The sequence below is a fragment of the Mesorhizobium opportunistum WSM2075 genome (genome assembly GCF_000176035.2).
Taxonomy (GTDB): domain Bacteria; phylum Pseudomonadota; class Alphaproteobacteria; order Rhizobiales; family Rhizobiaceae; genus Mesorhizobium; species Mesorhizobium opportunistum.
Map to the genome: position 1 here is coordinate 3,026,043 of NC_015675.1, position 13,702 is coordinate 3,039,744.

General features: G+C 59.7%; 10 protein-coding genes. 6 read left to right on the plus strand and 4 right to left on the minus strand.

Translation table 11 applies throughout. From position 1 onward, the window contains the following. The 3 genes from MESOP_RS14520 to MESOP_RS14530 form a co-directional block, all read right to left on the minus strand. Complete coding sequence (locus MESOP_RS14520) at positions 1-939, minus strand: carbohydrate ABC transporter permease (RefSeq protein ID WP_013894067.1); 939 nt, start codon at positions 937-939, stop codon at positions 1-3. Between the two features lie 93 nt (positions 940-1,032). Continuing rightward, positions 1,033-2,358, minus strand: a complete 1,326-nt coding sequence (locus MESOP_RS14525) for an ABC transporter substrate-binding protein (RefSeq protein ID WP_013894068.1) — start codon at positions 2,356-2,358, stop codon at positions 1,033-1,035. A 38-nt stretch (positions 2,359-2,396) separates the two neighbouring features. Continuing rightward, a complete protein-coding gene (locus MESOP_RS14530) occupies positions 2,397-3,476 on the minus strand; it encodes an ABC transporter ATP-binding protein (protein WP_013894069.1) in 1,080 nt (359 codons plus the stop codon). A gap of 495 nt (positions 3,477-3,971) precedes the next feature. On the opposite strand from MESOP_RS14530, the gene MESOP_RS14540 reads away from it, so the two are divergent. Further along, positions 3,972-5,072 carry a tartrate dehydrogenase gene (locus MESOP_RS14540; RefSeq protein ID WP_013894070.1) on the plus strand — a complete coding sequence of 367 codons (1,101 nt, stop codon included), beginning with the start codon at positions 3,972-3,974 and terminating at the stop codon, positions 5,070-5,072. Between the two features lie 321 nt (positions 5,073-5,393). Here the strand turns inward: MESOP_RS14540 and MESOP_RS35600 are convergent, their stop codons facing one another. Then, the gene (locus tag MESOP_RS35600; protein WP_167313555.1) at positions 5,394-5,543 is read right to left on the minus strand and encodes a hypothetical protein; all 150 of its coding nucleotides are present in this window, start codon (positions 5,541-5,543) and stop codon (positions 5,394-5,396) included. Positions 5,544-5,823: 280 nt separating this feature from the next. Here MESOP_RS35600 and MESOP_RS14545 point away from each other — a divergent pair, with 280 nt between their 5' ends. The 5 genes from MESOP_RS14545 (at position 5,824) to MESOP_RS14565 (ending at position 13,631) form a co-directional block, all read left to right on the plus strand. Next, positions 5,824-8,508 carry an EAL domain-containing protein gene (locus MESOP_RS14545; RefSeq protein WP_013894072.1) on the plus strand — a complete coding sequence of 895 codons (2,685 nt, stop codon included), beginning with the start codon at positions 5,824-5,826 and terminating at the stop codon, positions 8,506-8,508. A gap of 318 nt (positions 8,509-8,826) precedes the next feature. After that, positions 8,827-9,204 carry a hypothetical protein gene (locus MESOP_RS14550; RefSeq protein ID WP_013894073.1) on the plus strand — a complete coding sequence of 126 codons (378 nt, stop codon included), beginning with the start codon at positions 8,827-8,829 and terminating at the stop codon, positions 9,202-9,204. 451 nt (positions 9,205-9,655) lie between these two features. Next, the gene (locus tag MESOP_RS14555; protein ID WP_013894074.1) at positions 9,656-10,045 is read left to right on the plus strand and encodes an MbcA/ParS/Xre antitoxin family protein; all 390 of its coding nucleotides are present in this window, start codon (positions 9,656-9,658) and stop codon (positions 10,043-10,045) included. After that, positions 10,042-10,560, plus strand: a complete 519-nt coding sequence (locus tag MESOP_RS14560; RefSeq protein ID WP_013894075.1) for an RES family NAD+ phosphorylase — start codon at positions 10,042-10,044, stop codon at positions 10,558-10,560. The genes MESOP_RS14555 and MESOP_RS14560 overlap by 4 nt, the downstream gene beginning before the upstream one ends. A gap of 857 nt (positions 10,561-11,417) precedes the next feature. Continuing rightward, a complete protein-coding gene (locus MESOP_RS14565) occupies positions 11,418-13,631 on the plus strand; it encodes a putative bifunctional diguanylate cyclase/phosphodiesterase (RefSeq protein WP_013894076.1) in 2,214 nt (737 codons plus the stop codon). Positions 13,632-13,702: the final 71 nt, after the last annotated feature.

The window sequence follows — 13,702 nt, forward strand, 5'->3', positions numbered from 1 at the left end:
TCAGTCTCCGCCGCCTTGCTGCCATTTGCGCCGTTGCAAGCCGAAATAGCTGAACAGGATCGCCGCCAGCAGGAAGGGGATCATGGCGACGGCGATTGCCGCGCCTTCGCCGAGTTGGCCTCCGGAAATGCCGCGCTGGAACGATAATGTCGCCATCAGATGAGTGGCGTTTACCGGGCCGCCACGAGTGAGCACATAAATCAGTTGGAAATCGGTGAAGGTGAACAGCACTGAGAAGGTCATAGTGATGGCAATGATCGGCGTCAGCAGCGGCAGGGTCACGTAGCGGAACAACTGCGACCGACTGGCGCCGTCGAGGGTGGCGGCCTCGTATAGCGATTGCGGGATGGTCTGCAGACCCGCCAGCAGAGTGATGGCGACGAATGGAATGCCGCGCCAGACGTTGGCGGCAATAACCGACGCGCGCGCATTGGTCGGGTCGCCGAGGAAGTTGATGCGATGATCGATCAGTCCCATCTGCTGCAGCGCCCATGACAAGATCGAGAACTGCGAATCGTAGATCCACCAGAAGGCGATCGCCGAAAGCACCGTCGGCACCACCCAGGGCAAAAGCACCACTGCACGAAAAAAGGACTTGAAGCGAATGTTCTCGTTGAGGATGAGCGCCAGCCAGAGCCCGAGCGCAAATTTCAGGATCGAAGCGCTGACAGTGTAGAGCAGCGTGTTGAAGACCGAGAGCCAAAAGACGCTATCGCTCCACAGATACTCATAGTTCTCAATACCTACGAAGACGCCAGGGCGGCCGATGCGCGCATCGGTGAAACCGAGCCAGACACCAAGCCCCAGCGGGTATGTCAGGAAGACCAGCAGCAGCACCGCCGCCGGCAGCATGAAGCCGAAGCCCAGGACATTTCGGCTTTCGGCCAGACGCGACAGGATTGATGGGCGCGGCCGAACCGCAGCGGACGTCACGGCCATGGGCGGCTCCTTACGAGGTCTGGTTGCATGGCGACGCAAGCCGCCGTCCGAAACCGACCGGGCAGCATGATCCGCGGCCCGGCTCGGCTAGGGTCAAACGCGATAGTAGCGGTTGGCCCGCTTTTCCGCCTCTTCCATCGCTTCCTGCGGCGTGGCCTGGCCTGTCACGGCCTTGGCGAACATGTCGACCAGAACATAGTCGGCCATGGTGGCCGCCGAGGCGTAGCCGAGCGGCCCGGCATAGCCGTTGGGACGCAGCGTCTCGGAGGCTTTCGCGTATGCCGCATTGTTCGGATCAGCCTTCCAGACCGGATTGTTGGCGAAGGCTTTGAGCGTCTGGCAACAGTAGCATGCCGAGGAGGTGATCCAGTCCGACATTTGCGGATCCTCGAACATGAACTGCAGATAGGCTTTCGCCGCGTTGGGGTAGGGCGTGTAGTTGAAAATGACGGCCGTGGTCACCTGGAACAGCTCGACGGATTTCCCGACCGGACCGATCGGCATGTTGGTCGTGCGCATGTCCTTGGCAATGTCGGTCAGCTTCGGATCATTGTCCTTGTTGACCTTGGCGGTGTTGTAGACGGAAATCCCGTTGGCGATGACGCTCACTTCGCCGGCGAGGAAGGCCCGGTTGTTGTTGACGTCGAGCCAGCTTTCGGTTCCGGGGATGAAGGTCTTGTAGAGCTCCTGCGCATACTGGATCGCCTTGAGCGTCTCGGGGCTGTTGATCGTGACCTTGCCTTTCTCGTCGACCATCTGGCCGCCATGGCTCCACAGCAGCCAATGCGCATAGTTGTTGCCGTCGCCGACGCCGTGGCCATGGGTAAAGCCGGCCGGATGACCTTTGGCCTTGAGCGCCTTGCAGAGCTCGAGGAAGCCGGCCGTGTCCTTCGGAAACTCCGAGAAACCGGCCTCCTTCACCCAGCTTTCGCGGTAGACGATGGCGTTGCCGATGGTGGCCAGAGGCAGGCCCACGAACTTACCCTCGCGCGTCGCATATTGTTTCGGCCCGTCATACCAGCCGCCATATTTGTTGCCGAGATAATCGCCCAGTTCCGACACATCGAGCAGCTTGTCGGGGTACTGGTGCGGATCATCGAACCAGACGAACATCAGGTCCGGACCCGAGCCGACATTGGCGGCGACCGCAGCCTTGGGCCGAATGTCTTCCCAACTCTCCTTGTCGACGCGGACCTCCACCCCCGTTGCTTCCGTGAACCGTTTGGTGTTTTTCAGCCACTGGTCCTCGTCGCCCTGCACGAAAGGCGACCAGCGCAGCAGTCTGAGCTTCGCGCCATCCTCCGGTTTGTACGTCAAAGCCTCCTTGGCGAAGGCCGGAGAGCCGACGAACCGGCTCCCCAACGCGCCGGCGGCGGCGCCGGCCGTCGTACGGATCACGTCGCGTCTGGTGAATCTCATGCTCGTTTCCTCCTGTGTTTTCCTCGTTGCGTGTTGCCCTACTGCTGCGGGAGGCTCATGCGCTTGCCGGTTTCGCCGTGAAAGAGATGAACGAGACCAGGTTCGACCGACAGCCGGATGGTTTCTCCCGGCGCGAAGGAATGGCGTTCCCGAAAATTGGCGACGACATCCTCGCCTCCCGCCGTCCGGCCTATGATCTGTACTTCCGAGCCGGTTGGCTCGATCACCACCACGGTGACCGCAATCCCATTGTCGCCGAGCCGCAAATGCTCTGGCCGTATCCCCAGCACGACAGGCTCGCCATTGCCGATGGAGAACGGCGCGGCCAAAGGCACCGAAATCCCTCCCGCGCCCTGAAAACGCGGCGTGCCTTCGGTCAGGATTGTTCCCTTGAGCATGTTCATGGCGGGAGAGCCGATGAAGCTTGCCACGAACAGGTTGTTCGGGCGGTCGTAGAGCTCCAGCGGCGACCCGATTTGCTCGACCATACCGTCGTGCATGACCACAATCTTGTCGGCCATGGTCATGGCCTCGATCTGGTCGTGCGTGACATACACCGTCGTGGTCTTCAGCCGCTGGTGCAACTCCTTGATCTCGGCGCGCATTTGCACCCTGAGCTTGGCATCGAGATTGCTGAGCGGCTCATCAAACAGGAACACCTGCGGATTGCGCACGATCGCGCGGCCCATGGCGACGCGTTGACGTTGGCCGCCTGAAAGCTGCCGCGGATACCGCGACAGAAGCGGAACAAGCCCAAGGATTTCTGCTGCCCGACCGACGCCTGCATCGCTCTCCGCCTTCGGAACGCCCTTGAGCATCAGCGAGAACGCCATGTTCTCCGCAACCGTCATGTGCGGGTAGAGCGCGTAATTCTGAAAGACCATGGCCACGTCGCGTTCCTTAGGAGCAACGTCATTGACGATCCGGCTGCCAATCGAGATATGGCCCCGCGAAATCTTTTCCAGACCGGCAATCATCCGCAGGAGCGTGGATTTCCCGCAGCCGGAGGGCCCGACGAGCGTGACGAACTCGCCGTCTTCGATATCGACGCTGACGCCATGCAGAACCTCAGTGGCCCCGAAGGATTTGTAGACATCGCCAATCGCGACAGCCGCCATCGAACTCCTCCCGATGGTTCCTGCGAAAACGTCGCGAGGAGCCGTTGTATCAGGCGTGGCTTGAAACGGATGCCGGCAGTGCGGCGATCCACCACTTGCGTCGGCGACGTCTGCCTCCAGATCCCCGGTCACGCGACTCTGAAACGGTAGCGCTACCAAATCCGCCTGTAAAGCGGGCATGCAGGAACCGCAGAACAGCGGGTCTATGGTCCAAATCCGTGGCCGAAGGGCGCCATCTTGGAACTCGGCTGCGGCCAAGTTGGTGGAAGGTGACCGGCCCGCTGGAGTATCGTCAAATCCTTGCGCGGCGACTGAAGCAGCTGATGACGGATGGAGCGGCCATTACCGTGGCATCGCCCATCCGCCTCGCTGATCAGGGCAAGACCACTGTTGCCGCTCTCGCGTGGCAAGAGACGCGGACTGACGATATACGTGCCCACTACTCCGAACCAATGACCAGCGCCAAGGTCGCTGCCGCTGAGAAGGAAACTGAAAATGTCCTTGCATAGGATCGCGGTGATCGGTGGCGACGGAATCGGCCCCGAGGTGGTTGAGGCCGGCGTCGAGGTGCTGGAGACCTTGGCTGCCGCGGAATTCGGTCTTGCCTTCGAGTTCAAGCGCTTCGATTGGGGCTCGGACTATTATCGCCGCAATGGCCGCATGATGCCGCAGGATGGGCTTGCTCGGCTTGAAAATTTCGACGCGATCTATTTCGGCGCGGTTGGCGACCCGGAGCTCCCCGACGACATCACGCTATGGGGCTTGCGCCTGGCGATCTGCCAGGGGTTTGACCAGTATGCAAATGTGCGGCCAACGCGCCTTCTGCCCGGGTTGACAGGCCCGCTGCGGCCCGACCTCGGCCAACAGATCGACTGGGTGATCGTACGCGAGAACAGCGAAGGCGAATATGCGGGGGTTGGCGGTCGCGCCCATCGTGGATTGCCCATCGAAGTCGGCATGGACGTTGCTGTCTTCACCCGCGCCGGTATTGAGCGTATCGCCCGTTTTGCCTGCGATCTTGCCTTGTCGCGCCCTCGCAAGCTGCTGACCGTCGTAACCAAATCGAACGCACAGCGCCATGGCATGGTGCTCTGGGACGAAGTCGTGCGCGAAGTAGTCCACGGCTACCCAGGGCTGACCGTTGACTGGATGCTGGTCGACGCCATGACGCAAAGAATGGTCAACAGGCCCGGCAGCGTGGACACTGTGCTGGCGACCAACCTGCACGCCGACATCCTGTCTGATCTGGCGTCGGCGCTTGGGGGTTCGCTGGGAATCGGCCCAACCGCGAACATTGAACCGTCGCGCACCCGCCCATCGATGTTTGAGCCGATCCATGGCTCCGCATTCGACATCACCGGCAAAGGCATCGCCAATCCGCTTGGATCGTTCTGGACGGCAAGCCTGATGCTCGACCATCTCGGCGAGCACGCCGCGGCGCGGCGCCTAATGGTAGCGATTGAAATCGTCACCGGCCGGGGGGAGCATCTCAGTCCGGATCTTGGGGGGATGGCCCGCACCGCCGAGGTCACCGCTGCAGTGATTGCGGCGCTGTCAGGTCTAAACAGCACGAGTTCATCTTCGCCGGTCGGATAGACAGTCACGGTTGCTCGCTTGCAAGTCGCATGACGAGATACCCTACATAAGGTGCTTGGGGTTGGTGACTGTCGGCCGCGGCTTGCGAGATGCGGTCCCAAGCAGGCGTGTGGAGCACTCCTGGCGGCATGCCCAGCGCCACGGGAACGATGGCGGGCTGGGCAGCGAGACTGTCGAGTCCGCCATGGCTTGGTTCGATCCCTCGGAATCGAGGACACCTAGGAGGATGCATTGCGCCGGTCGGCGAAGATCGCCGCTCGGTTGACCGCGTCGCAGCAGGGCCACCCCTTGTGCCGCCGGCTCGGGAGTGGGCTCGTGTTTTCACCTCACCGGCGCGACAGGCAAGGAGAGATCGAGCGCATAGACGATGTTGGGAAACGGCGTCACGATGCCGGCCATATAAATCAGCTTCACCGTTGCCCGACAGCTGACGTCGCAGGCGACCGCTTCGAGATTGTGGTGTCGCCACAAGCCGACTCGAGCCTCCGGCAGAAGGCGATCACGGCTTCTCGCACCGACCTCGATCACGTTCGTCCTCGACCGCGGCGGGCGGACGCTGATGCGGGATGTAAGCATGTTGCCCCCGCAGGGCGCAGGTCTGCGTGCCTGATGCGCCGTGAGACCGATCGCAACGCGGCGGCAAAATCCTGTCCAATTCACCTGCGGTCAGTCAGTTTTCAATAACGTTTACGGGCTAGGCTCAGTCTGGTTTTGTTGCTTTCGGAGGAGCAACTAACCGGAGGAGCCCAGCTTGGCATCAAAACCAGCGAAGAAGGCGGGAGAAGATTCGGAGTCGGTAGGGCTTGCCGCATTGGCCAAATTGGCAAGGACTTCCTACGAGGGCCGCCAGTGCGATCTGGACGCTAAACTTCAAAGTCTCGAAGCCCAGGCCCTACGGTTTGCGACTGTCATTGATAATATCTCCCAAGGTATCTGTTTATTCGATCCCGAGGAGCGGTTGATATTATCGAACCCTCGGTATTCTGAAATTTACCGGGTGCCGCCCGAGCGTCTTGTCCCGGGCATCACACTGCGGGAGATCGTGGTGCACCGCGTCGCCGCAGGGACATCCGCAATGTCGGTCGACGAATATCTTGCTTTGGCCAGATCAGTTAATTCAGGTGCGATATCGCGAACGTGGGCTGCCGATCTTGCCGACGGACGAACGGTGCAAGTCTATCATCACCCTATGCCGGACGGCGGTTGGGTTTCGACCCACGAGGATGTCACCGAGCTAATCGCTACACGCCAGATAGTCGACGAGCGGATATCGCTGCAGACCTTGATCGACTGGGTACCCGATTACCTTTGGGTCAAAGATTCGGAAAGCCGCTTCATTGTGGCCAATAGGGCGCTCGCAGCCGACAGCGGGCGCGAAACGACCCGCGACATGATTGGATTGACAGACTTCGATCTTCACGCCCCCGAGCTTGCGAGCAAATTTCGAGCCGACGAATTGAGTGTTCTGCAGACGGGGCAGCCGATGATCGATGAGGAAGAATTCGTTGTCGATCGTTCAGGGGCGGGCAAATGGCTTTCCTCAACCAAGGTACCGTTGCGTAACGACCGAAATGACGTCTTTGGCCTGGTCGGCATTGCTCACGACATAACAGGCCGCAAGCGGGAAGACATGCTCCGCACCGGGCAGGCAGAAATCCTTGAGATGATTGCGACCGGCGCGCCGCTGGACGACGTGCTGGACCGCCTGATGCGTCTCATGGAATCACAACTCACGGGGATTCTGGGTTCGGTGCTGCTCCTCGACAAGGAGGGCCGGCATCTGCGGCACGGCGCGGCGCCGAGCTTGGCGGAAGGGTACATAAATGCCATCGATGGAGTCGCCATCGGACCCAAGGTCGGATCTTGCGGGACCGCTGTGTTTCGACGCGAACCGGTTGTAGTTGCCGACATCATGCGAGATCCTCTCTGGGACGATTATCGCGACCTGGCGGAGAGGTACGGTTACCGCTCTTGCTGGTCCACCCCGATAGTTTCCCACCAAGGCGCTGTTCTGGGTGTCTTTGCAATGTACTCCATGACGGTTCGTGAGCCCGCGGAGGCCGAGACCCGTCTGATCAACTTTACCACTCGCATCGCCGGCATCGCCATCGAGCGCAAGAAGGCGGAAGACCAGATCCACTTCATGGCCAACCATGATGTGCTTACCGGACTGCCCAATCGAGCCTTGCTTCAGGACCGACTTTCGCAGGCGATTTTACACGCCCAAAGATATGATCGCTGGGTTTCGGTCGTCTTCATCGATCTGGACAATTTCAAGCTCATCAATGACACGCTCGGCCACAACGCAGGCGACAGGCTGCTCAAAACAGTCGCCGAACGGATGGTGGGGTGCATCAGTTCGACCGATACTATCGTTCGACTTGGTGGTGACGAGTTCGTCCTTGTGCTTTCGGATCAACCGAAGAACGTCGACCTCATCGCAGAAACGCTGCAGAAACTCCGTACGGCAATAGCGGAGCCACTTCAATTGGGCGACCATTGCGTAAGGGCGACAGCAAGCATCGGTATCGCAACTTACCCAAAAGATGGAAAAGCCCCGGAAAGCCTCGTGGCCAATGCCGATGCTGCAATGTATCGGGCGAAAGCGGTCGGGCGCGACAACTTCCAGTTCTATGCTCCGGAGTTCAACACCAGGGCTCATGAACGCTTCTTATTGCAGGAAGAGCTTCGAACTGCGCTGGCTCGATCACAGTTCGAGCTCTTCTATCAGCCGCAGATAGATCTCCGATCCGTGCAGATCGTGGCCGTAGAAGCGTTGATACGCTGGAACCATCCAGCACACGGGGCGATGGCCCCAGTTGGCTTCATCCCCACGGCCGAGGAGACAGGCCTGATCGTGCCCATAGGCGATTGGGTCCTGCATGAGGCTTGTCGGCAGAACAAGGCTTGGCAAGATCTCGGATTGGAGCCGATCACCGTTTCCGTGAATGTCTCGGCTCGCCAATTCAGCGAAAAAAACCTGGTTGAACGTGTCGTTCACGCGCTCAGTGAGAGTGACCTGGAGGGCTGCTATCTCGAACTTGAACTCACAGAAAGCCTGATCATGCAGGACGTCGGTCTGGCAGTCACAACGATGAACAAACTCCAAAGCTTAGGGGTTCAGATTTCGATCGACGATTTCGGCACAGGGTATTCAAGCCTGAGTGCTCTCAAGACATTTCCAATCGCACGGCTAAAAATCGACAAGTCGTTTATCGACGACGTCGCCACGAACGAAGACGATCAGGCGGTCGCGAGTGCCGTCATATCGCTCGGTCAAAAACTGAAAATGAGAGTCATTGCGGAAGGAGTCGAGACTGACGAGCAGGTGGCGTTTCTACGCAAAAACAATTGCGATGAGATGCAGGGTTATCACTTCAGCAAACCGGTATGCTCACGAGAGATCGAAAGGTTGCTGGAGAGCCGCAGCAGATAGCTCAGATTGCGTTGATCGCCGACGTCGACCGAAAAAGGCTTCAGCCCTCACGTGATGGCGACCCATGCAGGAGTGAGTGGCGGCGGTCGCGATGCGGGTCATCCCGCCTGACTGCTCGGCCCAGGGTCTTTCAACATTTGAGGCCCGACGGTAGGCGCCGGAAGCGCGTGACGCCGTTGCCTCCCGGATCATTGCCAACACGTAGCCGGCGTCAAAGACGAGGCTGAACTTGTGCCGCTTTCAAAGCAACCGCTGGGCCGTTAGCTGGAGGAACAGATTGGCAGTCGTTAAGACCAGGAGTGCTGGAAACTCGGACCCATGAGATACGTAGTCGCCTCGCTGTTCGGCGCCCTATTATTGTTCGGGTTCATCGCCTTGGCCGGCGCCGGCCACGGCTGGATCGCGGGCGCGTTCAGTTGTCTGCCATTAGCTGCGGTCTCATTTGCCGCTTGGCTCAACGCACTGCGCACCGTGCCTTCGCTCAATGTCGCTAACGGACTGCTTGTTACCCCATGCGTCGTGCTGGTGGGCACGGCATACGGCACGCTGTCGGAAGGCACGGGCTACTTCCTTGGTTATTGGCGCCTGCAAGGTCCCCTGACCGGGTCGATTATCGCTCTCATTTATTTCAACTGGATATTCGCTTACGGGTTTTCATGGTGGCGGCGGCGTGCCTCATCCAGCATCGGAACCTGACCCAAACGCAAGCTTATGGTCGCGTGGCAAAGCGACGGTCTGGCCCGAAGCATCGGCCATGACATGAATTTCAGTCACGGAGGTAATACAGCTACTGTTCACAGACGCCACGGCGTCCCAGCGGCCGCGACCTGCCGCCGCTGGCTGGTTCGGCGTCGGCTCTTCATGGTGCTGCATCTTCTCGACAGCGCGACCGCCACCGCTTTGTCTTTGGTGGGGGGCTGCAAATCAATTCGGCGCTAACCAAACTGTTGGCGTAAATTGCGTCGCACGAGCAGCGCGTTTTAATGAGGCGGGATGCGATGCACTGGCAAGCTTTCTGCTGCCTGCACTCTGCTGAAGGGCGAGACTGTGGGCTTGAATTGGCTCAGACCTGGGCTTGAAAGCCGTGGAGGACTGCCATATCCTTTGCACAAGAAATCTGGCTCTCACTATGGGTAGGATGAATTCTGTGGCCAAGGCACTCAAGATCCCCCAACGGAACGGACCTCTCATCTTGTCCTATATGGACCGGAACGGGAAAATTGCGATCGGACAGGTGGCGGATGGGTTTGGCATGTCCAAGAGCCAGTTGGCCCAAACCGCTGGTCTTGCTCGCGAGACCCTGTATCGGCCGGAGCGCAGCGCTGCGGTAAAAACACAGGGGCGTCTGCGGGAGATGCTCGAGATTATCAGTCGCGTGACGGATTGGGCGGGCGGCAAGGAGCAGGCGATGGCCTGGTATCGCGCTCAGCCGCTTCCAGCATTCGGCGGACGCACGGCTGAGGCGCTGGTGAAGGACGGCAAGGCCGTTGCGGTCCGTGATTATCTCGATCACATGGCCGTTGGTGGCTTTGCGTGAAGTTCGTCGGAACCTGCTATCGGGCGCACGATCCACGTTGGGCATTTAAGCCCACTTCCGGTGCAGGAGCAGCGATCAGGGGGGCACGATTCAACCCCAAAGGTGTGCCGGCGCTCTATCTGGCGTTAACCTTGATGACAGCGATCAAGGAAGCCAACCAGGGCTTCGCGCAGCGGATCGACCCCTGCGTGCTGTGTTCGTATGAGGTCGACTGCGGCGACATCGCGGATCTGACAACGAAAGAGACGAGGGGAGAATTTTCTGTCGCGCTCGAAGACATGGGCTGCGCCTGGGCGACGGCGCTTAGCGACGGGGAGCGCCCGGCGTCCTGGTCCGTCTACGACCGGCTGCGGCCTCGAAATATTGCCGGCATCGTTGTCCCAAGTTTCGCGCCGAGCGCCGAGATGGAGGGTCGCAACCTGGTACTTTGGGACTGGGGTCCGGATCTGCCGCACAAGGTAGCTGTATTCGACCCGAGCGGTCGGTTGCCCAAGGACCAACTATCCTGGCGGTAACGCACTCTCGCTCATCCGGACGGCAGGGGGGCTTTCGCCCTACAGGTCTGATAGTTTGGTGAGGTTGACACAAAAGCAATCGCGTCTGTGCCTCGCCAAGTCAAATCTCGGGTACCTCAGATCTTCCACTCCCGGGATGAAAGCAGCCAGGACAGGTAGGGAGCTAAGGCGCTGCGGGCGAGCGCGGTAGCAGACTCTCAGCGATGCGCGCTGCAACGGCGGCAACGACCCACAACCAGGGCGGGTTCTGCCACTGCGTCGAGCGGTGCTTGTGCAGTGAGAGCCCCGAAAGCGGTGGGGCTCGATTTGGTTTGCAATCACCCCTCCAGCTTTCTTGCGTTCCGCTGCAGCGTCTTCATCACTGCTGTTCTCCTCGATCAGGTCGCGATCGTGTCGAAGAGGAGTGCTGCTTGGCGCGGTACTGATTTCATAAGCTGCCCTATCGGAAACCCCTGTTGCGAGCCCGGATATTCCACCGTGTCCTGTCACGGGTCCCGGCTGGCTGGTGCTCCTTTGACGCCAAGAACCTCGCTGGCCCACCAATGTTCCCGCGCTTAATCAACCCATCGCTGATCGAAGTGACAGTGGCGCCCGCCCGTCATATTCGCGTGTAGGATGTAGGTTGCCAATTTCCTGAAACGCTCGGGGCAGCAGCAGAGGTCGGAGTATTGGAGGGCAATACCGCTTGGCTTGCTGGGCACGTTTAGTGCCCTTCCTGGCTCGATCTCTTCGCGCGGTGCCATCACCTGGGCAGGTCACCTATCATCGAGTTTAACGGCACAGTTGCTCATTGCCCGCCGTCCTTGGCAGCGGGCGCCTTTAACGGTCCAGAAGTTTTCCTGGCGTACAGCAGGTTCATGAAACCGCTACGGCATTTTGGCGAACCAACCCGCCGTCTCTTCCTCTTGAGAACGGCTTTGCCCATCACCGTGGTGACGCTGATAGTTGCGATCGTCACCGCGGGACTTTTGCTGTGGTCGGCTATCCAGACTGACCGTGTTGCCGTGTCGCGGCAAAAAAGCCTGGTTGCGCTGATCGTATCCAACCTGGAGAGCGGAGTAGCGCATGACCAGGAGAGCGTCACGGTTTGGGACGATGCGGTCAACGCGCTGCGGAGCCGCGACGCAAAATGGATCGACACCAATCTCGGCAGCTGGATGCACACTTACTTTGGCCACGACCAGGTCTACATTCTCGACGCCAATGACGCGCCAGTCTACGCATTCGTCGACGGCTCTATTGTCGCTTCCTCCAGCTACCGTTCCGCAAGCCCGATGACAGCGCCTCTTGTCCTCAATCTTAGGGCAAGATTGAAACGTGAGGACACCGATGGAGTGACGGAGCAGGTGCTCACGGTAGGTGCCTCCGACATGGCCGTCATCTCGGGCCACCCCGCCATTGTGAGTGTAAAGCCGGTCGTTTCCGACAGTGGCCACATCGCGCAAATACCAGGGGAGGAGTTCCTGCACGTCGCAATTCGATATCTCGATGGCAGTCTGCTTACCTTGCTGCGCCAGGATTATCTGCTCGAGGGCGCGCGTTTCTCCTGGCTCAACAAGCTCGCCTCGGCAGAGGCATCTTATCCCCTCGTCGACCGATCTGGCTCGACCATCGGCTTCTTCGTCTGGCAGCCATACCGGCCCGGGACCTTCGTTCTCTTTCAACTGGTTCCAATTCTGGTCGTCTTGTGCGGGCTGGTTCTGGGCGGCGTCATTGTGGCTCTCAGAGCGTTGCGCAGGCGAACTTTGAAGCTAATTGAATCGGAAGATCGAATCTTTCAACTCGCCCACAACGATCTGCTTACCGCGCTGCCCAATCGCGGGCAATTCAACGACCGTTTGGCCGACGCGCTGTCGCGGCTGCCTTCGACGGGCGAGCAACTGGCAGTTCTTTACCTCGACCTGGACAGGTTCAAGCAGGTAAATGATACCTTCGGTCACCCGGCCGGCGATGAGCTGCTTAGGGAGTTTGCAGACCGGTTGAGGCGGCTAACCACCGAGGCAGACACGGTCGCGCGCCTGGGTGGCGACGAATTCATCATCATCAAGCGTTCGGTCGCAGGCGAAGATGAGGTCAGGACGTTATGCGAACATTTGCTCGAGTCCGCGCGCCGGCCATTCCAGGTCGCCGGAGCTCAGGTCTTTGTGGGGGTGAGTGTTGGCGCAGCGTTTGCTCCAAGGGACGGATTGGAGTGGGTAGAGTTGGTGCGTAAAGCCGACGTCGCACTGTATCACGCCAAGGCTCGGGGCCGCAGCAGCTATGCATTCTTCGCAACCGAGATGGACCAAACCCTGGCAATGCGCAAGGGTCTCGAACAGGACCTGCGCAGTGCTTTGCAAGCGCCCGGCCAGATTCAGGTCTACTACCAGCCGCTATACACCGCAGACACAAACCGGATGGCAGGTGTTGAAGCGCTTGCCCGCTGGTCGCATGTGGAGCGTGGTTGGGTTGCGCCCGACTTGTTCGTACCGTTGGCCGAAGAAATGGGACTGGTTGAACAATTGGGCGAACTGGTTCTCCGTCAGGCGTGTCTGGATGCGGTACACTGGCCAATCGAGACATTGGCGGTGAACGTCTCGGCTTTGCAATTGAACAATCCGAGCTTTGCCATGAAGGTCACGAGCATCCTGCTGGAGACCCAGATGGACCCTCGACGGCTTGAACTCGAGGTCACCGAAAGCACGCTGTCTCAGCACCGGACTGAATGCCAGCAGAACGTCGAAGCATTGCGCAGCATCGGCGTACGCTTTGCTCTTGATGATTTTGGGACGGGGTTCTCCTCACTTGGACGCCTGCAGACCCTGGAAGTCGACCGGATCAAGATCGACCGAAGCTTTGTGCAGGGCTTTGGTCACTCAAATGGAGACGAGGCTATTGTTCAGGCGATAATTGACCTGGCCCGCGCCACTGGCCTCAGCACCACGGCGGAAGGTGTGGAGACGGACAGCCAACGCAATTTTCTGCGCAAACTCGGCTGTGACCAGCTACAGGGATTCTTGCTGTCCAGGCCCGTGCCCAAGCAAGAGATCGAGAATCTCACAACGGGCGCAACAAGGCGCGCTTCCGCCTGAGGCCGCCGAATGCGGGTTCGGGTGACCCTTAACGGGCTTGTGGCAGGCGATGCGGTTCTGGCACTCGGTCA